Origin of the sequence: Streptomyces sp. NBC_00249 (assembly GCF_026342355.1) — a bacterium.
Taxonomy (GTDB): domain Bacteria; phylum Actinomycetota; class Actinomycetes; order Streptomycetales; family Streptomycetaceae; genus Streptomyces.
The window spans coordinates 342,242-358,001 of sequence record NZ_JAPEMV010000010.1 but is presented as its reverse complement, the minus strand read 5'-3'; the positions used below and the strand labels follow the sequence as shown (position 1 = coordinate 358,001).

The 15,760-nt window shown below is 71.8% G+C and carries 18 protein-coding genes; 7 read left to right on the top strand and 11 right to left on the bottom strand.

What is annotated here, in order from left to right:
• Positions 1-183: 183 nt before the first annotated feature.
• Positions 184-564, top strand: coding sequence for a hypothetical protein (locus OOK31_RS35505; RefSeq protein ID WP_267091523.1), 381 nt, complete (start codon positions 184-186; stop codon positions 562-564).
• A 53-nt stretch (positions 565-617) separates the two neighbouring features.
• Positions 618-890, top strand: coding sequence for a DUF1876 domain-containing protein (locus OOK31_RS35500; protein ID WP_267091522.1), 273 nt, complete (start codon positions 618-620; stop codon positions 888-890).
• On the opposite strand, the gene OOK31_RS35495 is transcribed toward OOK31_RS35500, so the two are convergent.
• Positions 872-2,089 (bottom strand): FAD-dependent oxidoreductase, encoded by a 1,218-nt coding sequence (locus OOK31_RS35495; RefSeq protein ID WP_267091521.1) that lies wholly within the window; start codon positions 2,087-2,089, stop codon positions 872-874. The genes OOK31_RS35500 and OOK31_RS35495 overlap by 19 nt on opposite strands.
• A 112-nt stretch (positions 2,090-2,201) precedes the next feature.
• On the opposite strand from OOK31_RS35495, the gene OOK31_RS35490 reads away from it, so the two are divergent.
• Positions 2,202-2,819: a TetR/AcrR family transcriptional regulator gene (locus tag OOK31_RS35490; protein ID WP_267091520.1), complete on the top strand. Its 618-nt coding sequence runs from the start codon at positions 2,202-2,204 to the stop codon at positions 2,817-2,819.
• On the opposite strand, the gene OOK31_RS35485 is transcribed toward OOK31_RS35490, so the two are convergent.
• Together OOK31_RS35485 and OOK31_RS35480 are read right to left on the bottom strand one after the other, a co-directional pair.
• Positions 2,797-2,976, bottom strand: coding sequence for a DUF397 domain-containing protein (locus OOK31_RS35485; RefSeq protein ID WP_267091519.1), 180 nt, complete (start codon positions 2,974-2,976; stop codon positions 2,797-2,799). The two genes, OOK31_RS35490 and OOK31_RS35485, sit on opposite strands and share 23 nt — an antisense overlap.
• A complete protein-coding gene (locus tag OOK31_RS35480; RefSeq protein WP_267091518.1) occupies positions 2,973-3,797 on the bottom strand; it encodes a Scr1 family TA system antitoxin-like transcriptional regulator in 825 nt (274 codons plus the stop codon). Before OOK31_RS35480 ends, OOK31_RS35485 begins: the two co-directional genes overlap by 4 nt.
• Here OOK31_RS35480 and OOK31_RS35475 point away from each other — a divergent pair.
• The 3 genes from OOK31_RS35475 to OOK31_RS35465 are packed head-to-tail and all read left to right on the top strand — an operon-like array spanning position 3,776 to position 7,081.
• Complete coding sequence (locus OOK31_RS35475) at positions 3,776-4,306, top strand: ATP-binding protein (RefSeq protein ID WP_323188292.1); 531 nt, start codon at positions 3,776-3,778, stop codon at positions 4,304-4,306. The two genes, OOK31_RS35480 and OOK31_RS35475, sit on opposite strands and share 22 nt — an antisense overlap.
• Before the next feature lie 37 nt (positions 4,307-4,343).
• Positions 4,344-4,703, top strand: a complete 360-nt coding sequence (locus OOK31_RS35470) for a hypothetical protein (protein WP_267091517.1) — start codon at positions 4,344-4,346, stop codon at positions 4,701-4,703.
• Positions 4,700-7,081: a tetratricopeptide repeat protein gene (locus OOK31_RS35465; RefSeq protein WP_267091516.1), complete on the top strand. Its 2,382-nt coding sequence runs from the start codon at positions 4,700-4,702 to the stop codon at positions 7,079-7,081. Before OOK31_RS35470 ends, OOK31_RS35465 begins: the two co-directional genes overlap by 4 nt.
• On the opposite strand, the gene OOK31_RS35460 is transcribed toward OOK31_RS35465, so the two are convergent.
• From OOK31_RS35460 to argS, 6 genes are all read right to left on the bottom strand, one after another.
• Positions 7,068-7,502, bottom strand: a complete 435-nt coding sequence (locus OOK31_RS35460; protein ID WP_267091515.1) for a DUF3995 domain-containing protein — start codon at positions 7,500-7,502, stop codon at positions 7,068-7,070. The genes OOK31_RS35465 and OOK31_RS35460 overlap by 14 nt on opposite strands.
• 83 nt (positions 7,503-7,585) lie before the next feature.
• A complete protein-coding gene (locus OOK31_RS35455; protein WP_267091514.1) occupies positions 7,586-7,774 on the bottom strand; it encodes a hypothetical protein in 189 nt (62 codons plus the stop codon).
• 96 nt (positions 7,775-7,870) lie between these two features.
• The gene (locus OOK31_RS35450; protein WP_267091573.1) at positions 7,871-8,668 is read right to left on the bottom strand and encodes a VOC family protein; all 798 of its coding nucleotides are present in this window, start codon (positions 8,666-8,668) and stop codon (positions 7,871-7,873) included.
• A 102-nt stretch (positions 8,669-8,770) separates the two neighbouring features.
• Positions 8,771-9,271, bottom strand: a complete 501-nt coding sequence (locus OOK31_RS35445; protein ID WP_267091513.1) for a hypothetical protein — start codon at positions 9,269-9,271, stop codon at positions 8,771-8,773.
• Complete coding sequence (locus OOK31_RS35440; protein WP_267091512.1) at positions 9,268-9,570, bottom strand: hypothetical protein; 303 nt, start codon at positions 9,568-9,570, stop codon at positions 9,268-9,270. Before OOK31_RS35440 ends, OOK31_RS35445 begins: the two co-directional genes overlap by 4 nt.
• 93 nt (positions 9,571-9,663) lie before the next feature.
• Positions 9,664-11,424: an arginine--tRNA ligase gene (gene argS / locus OOK31_RS35435; protein ID WP_267091511.1), complete on the bottom strand. Its 1,761-nt coding sequence runs from the start codon at positions 11,422-11,424 to the stop codon at positions 9,664-9,666.
• Positions 11,425-11,604: 180 nt separating this feature from the next.
• On the opposite strand from argS, the gene lysS reads away from it, so the two are divergent.
• Entirely contained in the window at positions 11,605-13,341 is a 1,737-nt protein-coding gene (gene lysS / locus OOK31_RS35430) for a lysine--tRNA ligase (protein WP_267091510.1), read from the top strand.
• Positions 13,342-13,406: 65 nt separating this feature from the next.
• Here the strand turns inward: lysS and OOK31_RS35425 are convergent, their stop codons facing one another.
• On the bottom strand, positions 13,407-14,822 hold the full coding sequence (locus OOK31_RS35425) for a DUF2637 domain-containing protein (protein WP_267091509.1): 1,416 nt from the start codon (positions 14,820-14,822) through the stop codon (positions 13,407-13,409).
• A gap of 101 nt (positions 14,823-14,923) precedes the next feature.
• On the bottom strand, positions 14,924-15,736 hold the full coding sequence (locus OOK31_RS35420) for a DUF3558 family protein (protein ID WP_267091508.1): 813 nt from the start codon (positions 15,734-15,736) through the stop codon (positions 14,924-14,926).
• Positions 15,737-15,760 lie beyond the last annotated feature (24 nt).

The following is a 15,760-nucleotide window of genomic DNA, read 5'->3' as shown; positions in this document are numbered from 1 at the left end:
ATGCGTGGCGCGGCACACTGGTGGTGACCGCAGCAGCCCCGGGTCGCACAGGGGAGGATCCGGGTAGGCAGGCGGTCGCGGCGGGGCCCGCCACGGATACTCATGGCGGGCGGGGGTGGCGGCGGCAGGGGTTGAGTACGGGGGCTCATGCCGGGGCGGGGGCCGGTCGGCTTTGATCGGAGCGTGACCGAGAACCCCGCCCCCGCCGCTGCCGCCGCCGGTGACGCCCGCGACGCCCGTGATTCCCGGGCCTTCATCGCCCCGTTGGTCTCCACGCTGCTGACGCTGCCCGCCGCCGCGCTCTCGCTGTTCTTCGCCGGGATCTCGCCGATGGCCTGCGACTCCTGCGCCGACGAGGCCTCCGACCGGTTCGACGCGAGCTTCGGGCTGGCGTGGCCGGTGTTCATGGTCGGACTGCTCCTGGTCCTGGCGCTGCTCGTCGCCTGCTGGGCGCTGCCCTGGCGGGGGCGCAACGCCGCGCGGCGCATCGCACTGGCCCTGGGGGCGCCCGGGCTGGTCGTGCTGAACTTCGTCGTCTTCTGGAGCCTGATCGACTGGCCGTAGGCGCGGGCCGGGAGGACCCTGGAGGCAGAGGCCTACTGTGGAGGTGATCAGCCATGTCCACGCTCGTCGGGTGGCATGTCGAGCTGGAATTCTCCGAGGAGGGTCACCGCACGAGTGCGGCCACCCTGCTCAGGCTCGCGGATGGCACCGAAGTGAAGGCGCGCGGCTACGCCATGCGTCACCCGTCCGACCCGGAGCAGCTGCGGGTCGGCGAGGAGATCGCGGGAGCGCGTGCGCTCATGGATCTCGCGTCCCAGCTGCTGCAGAAAGCGCATACGGAGATCGACGCGGCCACGGGCAGGCACTCCTACCCGCTGACCCAGTGACCTCCTGACGCACCGGACCGCCGCTGCCCGTCCGCCGCAGGACGGGCAGCGGGCAGTTCGCCGCAGTCGTGGGTGTAGAGCCAGGCCGTCGCCCTCGCGTAGAAGAGCCGGATCCCGAGCGGCATCACGAGGTCGCGCATCCGCCGTGCGAGCGGACCGGCCGTCTTGGCGTCGCGGTTGTCCGAGGACGCCTTGACCATCGTGGCGACGCGGGCGGAGCGGGTGGCCTCGTACGCCGCGAGGGCGGCCGCCACCGAGGGCTCCGCGGCCAGGGACCGCGCCAGGACGAGCGCGTCCTCCAGGGCCATCGACGCGCCCTGACCTGCGCCGACGGGGTGTGCGGCGTCTCCGATCAGCACGATCCGGTCGTCGTGGCGGACCGGGACGGCGCCGAGCCGGTGCATCGGGGTGGGGCGGTGCAGTGCGGTGGTGGCGGCCAGGATCGCGGACGGGACCTGGTCGTGGCGGTAGAGACCGGCGAGGTGCTGGAGCCGCTCCTCGTCGGTGAGGCCGGGCTCCGGCTCGGTGGCGCCGGGGACCTGGGCCGACCACCAGACCCGGTCGCCGGGTGCGGCGAGGTGGAGGAAGGCGCCGCCCCGGGCGAAGGTCAGGTTGAAGACGCCGGGCGGGGTCTCGATGCCCTCGGCGACGCCCGAGATGCTGTACAGGCCCGCGTACTCGGGGGTCGGCGCGTGCGGGGCGAGCAGCGTACGGGTCGCCGACCAGATGCCGTCCGCGCCGACGAGCAGCGACGCCCGCGCGGTGCGACCGCTCGCGAACTCCGCCCGTACGCCGCCCTCCTCGACGGTGGTCACGTCCACCAGCCGCTCCCCGGTCACGACGACCGCCCCCGCCGCCACCGCCTCCGCGCGCAGGACCTCGACCAGCGCGCCCCGCATCAGGGTCACGCTGTGCAGGGCGTCGCCGCCCGGCCGGCCCCGCGGGACGTCCCCGAGCAACTTCCCCGAGCCCGACCACATGCGCTGGCGGGGCACGTCGATCCCGGCGCGTTGCACTTCCTCCAGGACCCCGAGGGAGCGCAGGACGCGCAGGCCGTTGGAGGCCAGGCTGAGGAACGACCCGACCTGGCCCGCCGGTTCGGCGTACGCCTCGTAGACGGTCACCTCCAGCCCGAGCCTGCGCAGCGCTATCGCGGTCGCCGCTCCGGCCACCCCGGCGCCGATGACGATGACGTTCATGCGGACCCACCCCACTCCATGAATCAATATTCACTGAATCTGAATTCATCGAACGAGGGTTCACTATGATGACCGGGAGGGCACACGTCAAGCCCGGAGAGGAGCGCCACCCATGGGCGTACGCAAGGAGAAGGCCGCGGAGACCGAGGCGGCGCTCAAGGACGCGGCGCGGCGACTGTTCGCCGAACGCGGCTACCTCGACACGAAGATCACGGACATCACCCGTGAGGCCGGCCGCGCGACGGGGTCCTTCTACGCCCACTTCGCGGACAAGGACGCCGTGCTGCGGGCGCTGATGGAGGACATGAACGGGCAGGCCGACGAGGAGATCGGCGCGGGCGACCACCCGGCCGACCACGACCTGACCGACCCGGAACAGCTACGCGCGCACCTGGCCGTGACGTGGGGCGTGATCCGGGACCACCTGCCGGTGGTCGTGGCCCTGATGCAGACGAACCTCGCCGGCCCGCCGGGGGAAGGGCGGGCGTGGACGAGCCTGACGCGGGAGACGAGCGTCCTGCGGGAGCACCTGGAATGGCTCACCGGACAGGGCCACCGCCTCCCCGGCGACCCGACGCTGGTCGCGGCCGCGATGGGGGCGATGGTCTCGACGCTGGGCTACGCGGCCGTTACCGCGCGGGGCGACGGCCCGGGGGCCACTGACGCGGAGATCGTGGACACGATCACCGCGCTGCTGTTGCACGGGCTCAGCGGGCCGTCCACGCCGTGAGGGCGGCCCAGGCGGCGGGGGTGAGGTCGATGACGGGGCCGTCCTGCACCTTGGAGTCCCGGACGTGGACCTGGTGGGGGCAGGTGGCGACTTCCAGGCACTGGTCGCCGTCGGGGCTGCTGTAACTCGACTTGAACCACTTCAGTGTGCTGCTCATAGCTCTCCTAGCAGGCAGTTCAACAGGCCCTTCGTGTCCTGGGGGTTGAGGGCCTGAGTTCGCAGCATTGCATATCGCTGGGCAAGGATGCTGACGTCGTCGGGATCGGTGACGAGCTTGCTGCCGCGTTGACCTTCGAAGTAGCCGACGTGTTCGTGTTCGGGAGTCTCCAGCATGGTGAACGAGCCGGACAGGCCGGGATGGTACGTCTGGCCGAGTGGCAGGACCTGAACGGCGACGTGCGGGATTTCCATGCAGACCAGCAGGTGCCGCAGCTGCTCGCCGTAGATCGCGTCTCCGCCGATCCTGTCGCGGAGCGCCGCTTCCGAGATGACGAAGGTGAGGTTCGGCGGGTACTGGCGGTGCAGGATCTGGACCCGCGCAAGCCGCCGGACGGTCAGGGTCTCGATCTCATCGGGTGGGAACGCCGGGACGCGGCAGCGGAAGAGGGCCCGCATCTGACTCTCGGTCTGCAGGATGCCCGGGATGACCATGGACTCGTACCAATTGAGCGTGATCGCACGCTGTTCAAGGTCCATGTACTCCTCGGACCACGGAGGGCTCGCATCTCGTCCGGGCATCTCGTGGGCCGCGACGGACAGCAGGCCCGGCAGGCCGAGATGTAGATCCATCAGCTCCGCGACATTCGGCATCAGGGCTCGGCGGCCCTGTTCGATCGATGCGACGGTCTCCGTGTCCTGTCCGATCAGCTTCGCGAGCTGCTTCTGCGTCAGGTCCTTGGCGCTTCGGGCTGTGGCCACCTGCATGCCGACCATCTTCATGGTCGTCGCGTTGGGCCGTGTGCGCTTCTTCGGTGGCATGGCAGCGGACTCCCCACCTGTGCTTGCGAATTACCTCGTACCGACCCGTACTCATCAAGGAGTACGGGTCGGCGCTCGGTGACACGCTAGTGACTCCGCGCGACGATCGTCCCGTGAATCTGCATAATCAGGCTGCTCTCCTGCGTGAGCGCCTCTACCTCCGCGCGCCCCAAACCATCGCGGCTGCGCGCCAGTTCACACGTGACACCTTGCACGCCTGGGGTGCCGACGACCGGGACGGGGAGATGTTGCTCTGCGTGAGCGAGCTCGCGACCAACGCCCTGCGGTACGGGGTCCCGCGCGGCCGGGGCTATCTGCTGCGGCTGCTCTACTTCGACGGCACCGTACGGATCGAGGTGCACGACAGCGGGCCCGGGCTGTCGCGGATGGCCGGGCGGCCGCTCGGGCGGGGGCTGACGCTCGTGGAGGCGGTCTCCGACGCGTGGGGGGTGGTTCCGAGGGCGCCCGGAAAGGTCGTCTGGTGCGAATTCCGGGGGTGTGGCTGCTAGCTTCGGCTCTCCCGGGAGGTTCGGTCGAGGGGGGCCAATGTCGCGTCCGCTGCGGTGGGTTGTGGTCGTCGGGGGCACGGGGATCGTGTTCCTGGTGGGGTTCCGGCTGGGGCTGTGGGACCCCTTCGGATGGTTCCCCGAGAAGGACTCCGACCGGGTGTCCGCCGCCGCAGGCTTCGGCGGGGCCATGGCGGCCGTGTGCGCGCTGGTCGGCGGCTGGTGGGCCGGTGAGGGCGGCGGCGGGAACTCCGTACGCCAGCGCGCCCGCGCCTCCGGCAGCAGCCGGATCACGCAGAGCGGCGGGGGCGGCGGCCCGGTGGACCAGGCGGCCCGCGCCGACGGGGAGTCCCGCGTACGGCAGACCGGCGGCGGTGAGCCGGACGGGCCATCCGAGTGAGCGCCGCCGAGCAGTGGGCCCGCGCCGACGGGCACGCGCACATCACGCAGGTCGCCGGGGACTACGTCACCACCGGGCCCGCGCCCCGGGCGCTGCTCGGGCTCCCCGAAGGGCCCGCTGTACTCGTAGGGCGGGACGGGCCGGTCAAGGAGCTGGCCGGGCTGCTCGCGGACGGCGGCCCGGCGGTGGCGGTGGTCGCCGGGCTGGCCGGGGTCGGCAAGAGCGCGCTCGCCGTGGCGACGGCCCACCGGGCGGTGGAGCTGGGGTGGTTCGGGGACCGGGTGTTCTTCCTCCCGCTGCGCGGCTACGCCCCCGACGGCGGGCTGAGCGGAGCCCAGGCCGTGCAGGAGATGCTGCGGCTGCTGGGGATCCGCGACACCGACATGCCGGGGTCGCCGGAAGCGCGGGTGGCGCTGTACCGGGCGCGGCTGGCCGGGTTCGCGCGGGCGGGCCAACGGGTGCTGGTCGTCGCGGACGACGCCGGGTCGGTGGCCCAGGTACGCGACCTGGTCCCGGCCGGGGGCGCGCACCGGCTGCTGATCACCTCCCGGCACCGGCTGGTGGCACCCGGGTTCGCGGCGCGGGTGGTGGCGCTGGAGGAGCTGGGCGCCGGGGCGGCGGTGGAGCTGCTCGCCGCCGCGCTGCCCGGTGACCTCCGGCCCGCGCGGGAGCCGGCCGCGCTCGCGGAGGTCGCGCGGCGGTGCGGGCGGCTGCCGCTGGCCCTCACGGTGGCGGGGGCGCTGCTGGCGGGGGATCCGGGGCTGTCCGTAGGGGAGTTGGCGGGGCAGCTGGCCGCCGGGCTGGAGGCGCTGACCTTCGAGGGCGGTGGGGCCGGGGAGGTGCCGGTGGGGGTGCGGGCGGCGTTCGACCTCTCGTACGCGCGGCTCCCGGCGGACCAGGCCCGGCTGTTCCGCCTGCTGACGGTCAATCCGGGCCCGGACTGCTCGACGGTGTACGCCGGTCTGCTGGCCGGGGAGGCGGACGTACGGCCGAAGCTGGCCGCACTGGCCCGGGCGAGCCTGGTGGTGGAGCAGCCGGTGGGGTCGGGGCGTTGGAGGATGCACGACCTGGTGCGGATGTATGCCGTTGAGCGGGGCGAGGAGTGCGCGGAGGGGGACGGGCGGGAGGCGGCCGTCGACTCCCTGCTGGAGGGGCTGTGCTCAGAGGTCGCGGAGGCGGTGCGGGCGCTCGGTGTGCGGGGCCCGGCGGTGGACAGCCAGGGTGCTCAGGCGCTGCCGTTGGACAAGGCGCTGCACTGGCTCGACACGGAACGGCCCCTGCTGATTGCCGCCATGGGTCTTTCCGCCGACTCGGGCCGGATCGGGACCGCTATCCGACTGGCGGATGATCTGGGACCGTACCTCCAGCTCTACGGGCACACGGACGAAGGCATCCAACTCACGCGGCACCTGCTTTCCGCCGTGCGGGAGGCCGGGAGCCGTGGGGTCCTCGGCGCGACGATGACCAACCTCGCGGGTTCCCTGCTCAACGCGCGGCAGCTCCCAGAGGCGATCGAGCTGCTGATGGAGGCCCTGACCCTGTTCGACGGCACGCCCCACAAGGAGGCGGGGGCCAGGGCCCTTAACCTGCTGGGGGGTGCGTACCGCATGACGCGCCGGTTCGAGGAGGCGCGGAAGGCCCACGAACAGGCGCTGGCGGTCTTCCGCGAGCTGGGCATGCGGCACGGCGAAGGCACCGTACTCGTGCGCCTTGCCGAGGTCTACCAGGAGATGGGACTGACGGACGAGGCCATCGACGCTTACCGGCAAGCGGTTGCGCACATGCAGGAAGCCGGGGACCGCCAGCGGGAGGCGGTCTGGCTGGGTTTTCTCGGGAACGCGCTCGGGAGGGCCGGCCGCCGTGAGGAGTCTCTGGCTGTGCAGGAACAGGCTTTGGCCCTCCTCAGCATGCTGGGCCATCGGATCAGGGCCGCCTGGACGATTTACGGAATCGCGGCGGCACTACTGAAGAGCGGGCGGCTGGACGAGGCCTACGCCCGGTACGCGGAGGCCCTCGTCCTCTTCGAAGAGGCGGGGGACCGCAACGGTGAAGCCTCCGCCCGTACCGGTATGGGTCTGATCTACCTGAGGCTGGGACGAGCGGCGGACGCATTGGAGGCGGGAGAGCTGGCCTGCTCCTTCCTCGCCGGTACGGCGTACCGAAGTGAGGAGGGCGCCGCGCTGCGACTGCGTGGGCTCGCCCTTGCGTCGCTGGGCCGGAATGAAGAGGCCGCAGAGGCCTTCGAGCGGGTCGCGGTGATGCTCGGAGAGGACGGCCACACGGAGCAGCAAGAAGCGGCGTTGCTGGCGCGTGATGCTGTGCTGCGTCAGGAGCCCGCCCCACCCCGGCGGTGGTGGCAGCGCTTCACGCGGGGGTGAGCGCCAGGCGGGCCGCCGCCCAGGCGAAGGCCGCGCATGCCGGGGTGTAGAGCGCGAGGTTGAGCGCGTAGAAGGGGCTGTCCGGCGGGGAGGTCAGGAGGCCCGTCGCCCAGCCCAGGCCCGCGAGGCCGCGTACGGCCAGGCCCGCCGCCACCGCGCCCGTCGCCGCGCGGGTCAGGCGGCCGCCGCGGCCCCGGGAGTGGGCGTACACCACCCCGGCCCCCGTCAGGGTGAGCGCGGCCAGCGGGAGGACCGCCGACGGGGAGAACGACGCCTCCAGGCCCAGCACCGCCAGGGACAGCGCCCGGGAATCGGCGGCGGGCCAGGTCGCGCCCGTGGCCCAGTACACGTGGATCAGGCCGTCGACGGCCAGCAGTGCGGCCACGGCCTGGCCGGCGCGGCGGGGGGTGAGCTCGAACACGGGGTGCTCCTCCAGGTGTTGGTACTGACACTTGGAGGAGTGGGCGGGCGGGGCAAACATTCCCCGCGAGTTGAGAGGGGGGCTCAGTCGCCTCCGCCGCCCCCGCAGGAGGAGCCGCCGCCTCCGCAGGACGAGTCGCCGCCCCCGCAGCCGTAGAAGCTGCCCCCGTCGCCCTTGGAACGGCGACCGCTGCGGCTGGGGCCGCGGTCGCGCCAGATGAGGAAGCCCACCCAGGCGATGCCGAAGCCGGCGATCATCAAGAAATTCATCATTTCCAACCCCCTGTTTCGCGCGTTCCCCGGCATTCTCGTGGGTGCGGGGAACTCCCCGCACCCACAGCCGTGTCACAGTCCGCGCGGCAGCCTGGGCTACGCGGGCTGCTCCGGGGCGGTCGCCGCGATGACGGAGAAGGCCCCGCCCTGCGGGTCGGACAGGACGGCCATGCGGCCCGCCACCATGTCGAAGGCGGGGGCGAGGACGTTGCCGCCCGCCCGTACGGCCGCGGCCTGGATGCTGTCGACGTCGTCGACGTGGAAGTACGGCTGCCAGTGCGGCGGCACGCCCGGCGGCAGCACCGCCATGTCCATGATCCCGCCCACCGCGCGGCCCGCGACCTTGAACTCCGTGTACCCGTCGGCGCCCGGCATCGCGGAGGCGGCCGTGGTGACGGGCAGCACCGCCGAGTAGAACGCGGCGGCGGCCGGGATGTCGGGGGTGACCAGCTCGTTCCAGATGAGGGCGCCGTGCTCGTTGACGATGCCCGCGCCGTCGAAGGAGCCGGGCTCCCACAGGCCGAAGACCGCGCCGGTCGGGTCGGAGACGACCGCCATCCTGCCGAGCTCCATGACGTCCATCGGGCCCATCATGACCGTGCCGTGGGCGTCGCCGGCGGCCTTGAGGGTGGAGTCGATGCTGTCGGTGGACAGGTACGTGGTCCACACGACCGGGGGCAGCGGGTCCGGGACGGAACCGTCCGGGTTCATCGCCTTCATGATCCCGGCGACCGGCTTCCCCTTGAGGGTGCAGACGGAGTAACCGCCCTGCTCGGCGGGCCCGACCTCGCCCTGCCAGCCGAAGAGGTCGCAGTAGAAGTCGAGGGCCGCCTGCTGGTCGGGGACCATCAGGTCGATCCAGCACGGGGTGCCGGGCTTGTAGGGGCCGTTCATGTCGGGCACGGATGCCTCCGGATGACGCTGGGGGAAGGACGGGCCGTCCCCTACCCGGCCCGTACGGCCCGAACCGGGGCCGTACGGGTGACGTCGCGCCGCTCAGCGCAGTACGCGTTTGCCCGCGAGGAAGGCTGCGAGGTCCCGTACGTCCAGCACGCGGATCGACTCGGCGGCCCCGGGCAGGGCGTCCCGGTAAGCCGTGATGTCGCGCGGGTCGGAGGTCGCGATGACCGCTTCGGGGTGGCGGGCGGCGATGACGACGGCCAACGCGTCCACCGCGTCCGGGCGTTTCTCGGGAGGGATCGCGGCCGAGGCGAGGAGCCGGCCGGCCCGTTTCGCGTCGTCCTCCGTGTGGCCCGCCTGGCACACGCCGCACGACGGCGGTGCGGACGCGTGCACGCCGAAGACGACGCACTGGGGTACAGCACGGGTCAACGGCGTCCACTGGCCCGGACGCCACGCCTGGGCCAGGACCGGCAGGGGGACGACCGGGGGGTGACCGCCCTCGGTGAGGACCTTGTGCAGGAGACCGGCCGGCCTGTCGCCGCGGTCCAGCGCGATGAGCATCCCCGCGTCGTACACGAAGACGGGACTGCTCACGCGGCGGATTCCCGCGCGTCGGTGGCCAGCGCTTGCGCGATGCCCGCCCGCGCGGCCGCGAGGTCGGCCTCGTCGAAGTCGTCGCTGCGGCCGGGCGGGGCGGGCATGGCCTCGGTCGCGGCGATGTCCGCGTCGATGTCCGCGAAGCGCCGGGCGACGGCGACGTCCTCGTCGATCTGCCGCAGTACGGCTGCGGTGACGTACGAGGACACGTCGAGGCCCATGGCGTCGGCATGCTCCTTGACTCTCGTACGCAGCGCGCTGTCCATGCTGATGCTGAACCGCTCCTTGGAGGCCATGGCACGACCGTAGCACGGCGTGTTACGGCCCGTCCCCGGGAAACGCGACGGCCCCCGGCGCGGGTGCGCCAGGGGCCGTCGGTACGCGGAGCGTCAGAGCTTCTCGGGGGTGCGGATGCCCAGGAGGGACATGCCCTTCGAGAGGGTGCGGGCCGTGAAGTCGCACAGGAACAGACGGTTCTCGACCTGCTCGGGGGTCTCGGCCTTCAGGACCGGGCACTCCGAGTAGAAGGTCGTGTACAGCGAGGCCAGCTGGTAGAGGTATGCCGCCAGCTTGTGCGGGGCGTACTCCGAGGCCGCCTCGCCGAGCAGCTCGCCGAAGCCGTCCAGGTGCAGACCCAGCGCGCGCTCGGACGGCGCGAGGGCCAGCTCCGGGCGGGCGGCGGGCTTCGCGTCCCCGGCCTTGCGCAGGATGGACTGGATACGGGCGTACGCGTACTGGAGGTACACGGACGTGTCACCCGTCAGCGAGACCATCTGGTCCAGGTCGAACTTGTAGTCCCGCGCGGCGGAGGTCGACAGGTCCGCGTACTTCACCGCGCCGATGCCCACCTGAACGGCCCGCTCGGCGATCTCCGACTCGGACAGGTCCTGCGCCTTCTCCCGTACGACGGCGGCCGCACGGTCGATGGCCTCGTCCAGCAGGTCCACCAGCCGCACCGTCTCGCCCTCACGGGTCTTGAACGGCTTGCCGTCCTTGCCCAGGACCGTGCCGAAGGCCAGCTGGACGGCCTTGGTGTCCTCCGTCAGCCAGCCGGCCCGGCGGGCCGTCTCGAAGACCATCTTGAAGTGCAGCGACTGCCGCGCGTCCACGACGTAGATGAGGGTGTCGGCCTTCAGCGCGCCGACCCGGTCGCGGATCGCGGACAGGTCGGTCGCCGCGTAGCCGAAGCCGCCGTCCGACTTCTGCACGATCAGCGGCGTCGGGTTGCCGTCCGGGCCCTTGTACTCGTCGAAGAACACGCACAGCGCGCCGTTGGAGCGGACGGCGACGCCCGAGTCCTCCAGCAGCTTGCACGTCTCGACGAGCATGTCGTTGTAGCCGGACTCGCCGACCACGTCCGGGTCCTGGATGTCCATGTCCAGCTTGTTGAAGACGGAGTAGAAGTAGATTTTCGACTCGTCCACGAACCGCTGCCACAGCGCCAGGGTCTCCGGCTCGCCGGCCTGGAGGTCCACCACCCGGGCGCGGGCCCGCGTCTTGAACTCCTCGTCGGAGTCGAAGAGCGCGCGCGAGGCCTTGTACAGCCGGTTCAGGTTCGACATGGCCTCCTCGCCGGAGACCTCCTCGCCCGACTTGTGGTCCAGCTCGTGCGGGTGCTCCAGCAGGTACTGGATGAGCATGCCGAACTGGGTGCCCCAGTCGCCGATGTGGTGGCGCCGCACCACCGTCTCGCCCGTGAACTCCAGGATCTCCACCATCGCCGCGCCGATCACGGCGGACCGCAGGTGGCCGACGTGCATCTCCTTCGCGACGTTCGGCTGCGCGTAGTCGATCACCGTGGTGCCGGCCGTCGGGGACAGCGGCACGCCGAGGCGGTCGTCGGCGGCGCGGGCCGCGAGGGTCTCGACGATCGCCCGGTCGGTGATCGTGATGTTGAGGAAGCCGGGGCCGGAGACCTCGATCTCCTGGATCAGGTCACCCGTCGGGATGCCCTCGACCACGGTCGTCGCCAGCTCGCGCGGGTTGGCCTTGGCCTTCTTCGCGAGCGCCAGGATGCCGTTGGCCTGGAAGTCGGCCCGGTCGCTTCGTCGCAGCAGCGGGTCGGCGGCACCGGCCTCCGGCAGGGCGGAGGCGAGGGCGTCCGAGACGCGCTGTTCGACGGAAGAAGCGAGGGAAGGGACCGAGGCCATGAGCTGCCGTTCCTGTGAGGTTGTGCCTGTGGATGCACTTGGGTGTTCCGACAAGGCCCGAGTATCCCACGGAAGGCCCCCCGGCCTCGCGGGATATCACCGGTCGGAAGCAACCCCGGAGCGGCCCGTTCCGTCTGGGAGAATGGCGAGAAGCCAGCATTCGAGATAGAAGGACGTGTCGTGGCTCAGAGCGCCCAGAGCAGCACAGAGACCGACTGGGTCTCCCGTTTCGCGGACGAGGTCATCGCCGAGGCGGAGCGCCGAGCCCCGGGCAAAGCCGTCGTCGTCGCGTCCGGCCTCTCCCCCTCCGGCCCGATCCACCTCGGCAACCTCCGCGAGGTCATGACCCCGCACCTGGTCGCCGACGAGATCCGCCGCCGGGGCTTCGAGGTCCGCCACCTCATCTCCTGGGACGACTACGACCGCTACCGCAAGGTCCCGGCCGGCATCCCCGGCATCGACGAGTCCTGGGCGCAGCACATCGGCAAGCCGCTGACCTCCGTGCCCGCCCCGGCCGGGTCCGCGTACCCGAACTGGGCCGAGCACTTCAAGGCCGCCATGGTCGAGGCGCTGGCCGAGCTGGGCGTCGAGTACGACCCCATCAGCCAGACCGAGCAGTACACCACCGGTGTCTACCGCGAGCAGGTCCTGCACGCGATGAAGCACCGCGGCGACATCGACGCCGTCCTCGACCAGTACCGCACCAAGCAGAAGCCGGGCGGCAAGAAGCCCCAGCAGAAGCAGGTCGACGAGGCCGAGCTCGAGGCCGCCGAGGGCTCCGGCGCCGCCGCCGAGGACGACGGCAGCAGCGCCGAGGGCGGCTACTTCCCGTACAAGCCGTACTGCGGCCAGTGCGGCAAGGACTTCACCAAGGTCACCGCCTACGACGACGAGACCACCGAGCTGACCTACGTCTGCACCGAGGACGAGTTCACCGAGACGGTCGCGCTCAGCGAGTTCAACCGCGGCAAGCTCGTCTGGAAGGTCGACTGGCCGATGCGCTGGGCCTTCGAGGGCGTGATCTTCGAGCCCTCCGGCGTCGACCACTCCTCGCCCGGCTCGTCCTTCCAGGTCGGCGGGCAGATCGTGCACATCTTCGGCGGCGAGCAGCCGATCGGCCCGATGTACGCCTTCGTCGGCATCAGCGGCATGGCCAAGATGTCCTCCAGCAAGGGCGGGGTCCCCACCGCGTCCGACGCGCTGAAGATCATGGAGCCGCAGCTGCTGCGCTGGCTGTACGCCCGCCGCCGCCCCAACCAGTCCTTCAAGATCGCCTTCGACCAGGAGATCCAGCGGCTCTACGACGAGTGGGACAAGCTGGAGGCCAAGGTCGCCGACGGCTCCGTACTGCCGGCCGACGCCGCCGCGCACGCCCGCGCCGTCCGCGTCGCCTCCCACGACCTGCCCCGCACCCCGCGCCCGCTGCCGTACCGCACCCTCGCGTCGGTCGTCGACATCACCGCCGGGCACGACGAGCAGACCCTGCGCATCCTGACCGACCTGGACCCGACGCAGCCGCTCACCTCCCTCGAAGAGGTCCGGCCGCGCCTGGACCGCGCCGAGAACTGGATCACCACCCAGGTCCCCGCCGACCAGCGCACCCTCGTACGCGAGGACGCCGACGCGGAGCTGCTGTCCTCCCTCGACGACGCCGGCCGCGAGTCCCTGCGCCTGCTCCTCGAGGGCCTCGACTCGCACTGGTCCCTCGACGGGCTCACCACCCTCGTCTACGGCGTGCCCAAGGTGATGGCCGGGCTCGAGCCCGACGCCAAGCCGACGCCGGAGCTGAAGGTCGCCCAGCGCGAGTTCTTCGCCCTGCTCTACCGCCTCCTCGTCACCCGGGAGACCGGCCCGCGCCTGCCCACCCTGCTCCTCGCCGTGGGCGCGGACCGGGTGCGCAAGCTGCTCGCCGCGTAGCCGCTGTATGTGGAAGGGCCCGCACCCCCTGGGGGGTGCGGGCCCTTCCGCGTGAGTGGGTGCGGCTACGCGATGTGCTCGTTCTCCAGGTCGCGCTGGTAGCGCTGCTTCAGCTCCGGCATCAGCCGGGAGATGGTGGTGAAGCTGCGCGCGTGCACGATGCCGTGGCGGTCCGAGAGGTATATGTCGACCTGCTCGGGGCTGGGGACCTTGCCGTTCTCCTCGATGTAGGAGCGGAAGACCTCGTAGGCCGCCTCGGTGAACTTCACCTCGTCGATCGCGTCGATCTCGTCGGCGGGCGCGGTGTCCGCGCTGTCGACGGGCTCGGCGGCGGGGGCCTCCTGCGCGGGCTGCTGCTCCGGGGCCTCGACGTACTGCGGGTCGTAGCCGCCCTCGTACGCCGTCTGCGGGGCCAGCGGCGCCGCGAACCAGGCGCTGTCGTGTGCGGCGGGCATGGCCGTCGGCTCCACCACGAAGGGCGGCGGGGCGTGGGTGGCGGCCGTCGGCACCTGGGCCGGCTGGGGCTGCTGCTGGGGCTGCGGGGCCTGGGCCTGGGCCGGGATCGGAGCGGGGGCGGTTGCGGGGGTCGCCTCAGCCGCCTCGGTGACCTCTGAAGGCACGGGAGTCTCAGCAGCCTCAACGGCCTCCGCCGCGCCCGCAGGCAGGGCGGGGGCCACCGGGGCGCCGGGCGCGACCTGCACGGCCGCCGGAACCGCCGTGACGGAGGAGACCGAGGAGACGGAGGAGACCGCGGCGAGCGGCGCCGCCTTCGCGGCCGGGGGCAGCAGCACCGGGTCGATGCCCGCCGCCGCCAGCCCCTCCGGCGCCGTCTGCGAGAGCGGGACGCCGATCCGGGCCAGCCGCAGCGGCATCAGCGCCTCGACGGGGGCCTTGCGCCGCCACGCCCGCCCGTACCGGGCCTGGAGCCGCGCCTGGTAGATCAGCCGGTCCTGCTCCATGCCGACGGCCTGCTCGTAGGAGCGCAGCTCCCACAGCTTCATCCGGCGCCACAGCTTGAAGGTCGGCACCGGGGAGAGGAGCCAGCGGGTGATCCGCACCCCCTCCATGTGCCGGTCCGCGGTGATGTCCGCGATCCGGCCCACCGCGTGCCGGGCCGCCTCCACCGTGACCACGAACAGGATCGGGATCACGGCGTGCATGCCCACGCCCAGCGGGTCCGGCCAGGCCGCCGCGCCGTTGAACGCGATCGTCGCCGCGGTCAGCAGCCACGCCGTCTGGCGCAGGAGGGGGAACGGGATCCGGATCCACGTCAGCAGCAGGTCCAGCGCCAGCAGCACGCAGATGCCCGCGTCGATACCGATCGGGAACACCAGCGAGAAACTGCCGAAGCCTTTCTGCAACGCCAGCGCGCGCACCGCGGAGTACGAACCGGCGAAGCCGATGCCCGCGATGACCACGGCCCCGGCGACGACGACGCCGATGAGTATCCGGTGCGTACGAGTCAGCTGCATCGCGGCCACCCGCGATCCCCTCCCCTAGTCGAGCTACGGCAGGCACAGCGTACGGGTGACCGGAGGCAACTCCTCCCGTAGGCCCCCTCGGGACCCCCTCCCGCCGCCGACTACTGCTGCGGGGTGGCGGAACCCGAGGCCACCGGAGCGCCCGAACCGGAGGGCGACGCCGACGACGAGGGCTGCTGCTCCTGCTCGTTGGCACCGGCGACCGACTTCACGGCCTCCTTCGACGCGGAGACCGCGTCCGCGAGCAGCTTCGCCTGGTCGGGGGCGGAAGCACCCTCGTAGGCGGCACCGTTGTAGTCGATCGTGATGACGACGTTCTGGGTGCGGGTCACGACGGTCGTGTTGAAGAAGTCCACGTCCTTCTTCACGCCGTAGACGACGGAGGACGCCTGGTCGCCGACGCCCTCCGCCTGCTCCACCTTGACGTCGTGCGCGCCCTCGACGGTCTTCGCCAGCTCTATCTGCTTGTTGTACTGGTCCTCGGCGCGCTTGTTGCCGCTGCCGAGGGTGGCGTGCGAGTCGTAGCGCACCAGGGACACGGAGAGCCAGCGGTACTGCGAGCCCTTCGTGCCGTCGGTGTCGAGGCCGTTCCAGGAGCAGCTGGCGCGGTTGGCGAGGTCGTTCGACTTGGCCGCCGTACCGTTCTTGTCCTTCGCCTCGGAGACGAGCGAGTCGATGGTCTTCGCCGCGACCGCCTTGCAGGGGTCGGGCAGCTTCGCGAACGCCACCTTCTCCAGCACGACCGGCGGCTTCGCGGACGGCTTGGCGGACGACGAGGAGGAGGACCCGGGCTTCTTGGCGGAGCCCGAACCCGAACCCTTCCCCGAATCGGACGAGCAGCCGGCGACGGTGAGGAGCACCGGGACGGCTGCGCAGGCGAGGACGCGGGTGAGGCGCGAGGCTGATCGCTGCATGGTTCCTTCAGACGTTGGGGTCTT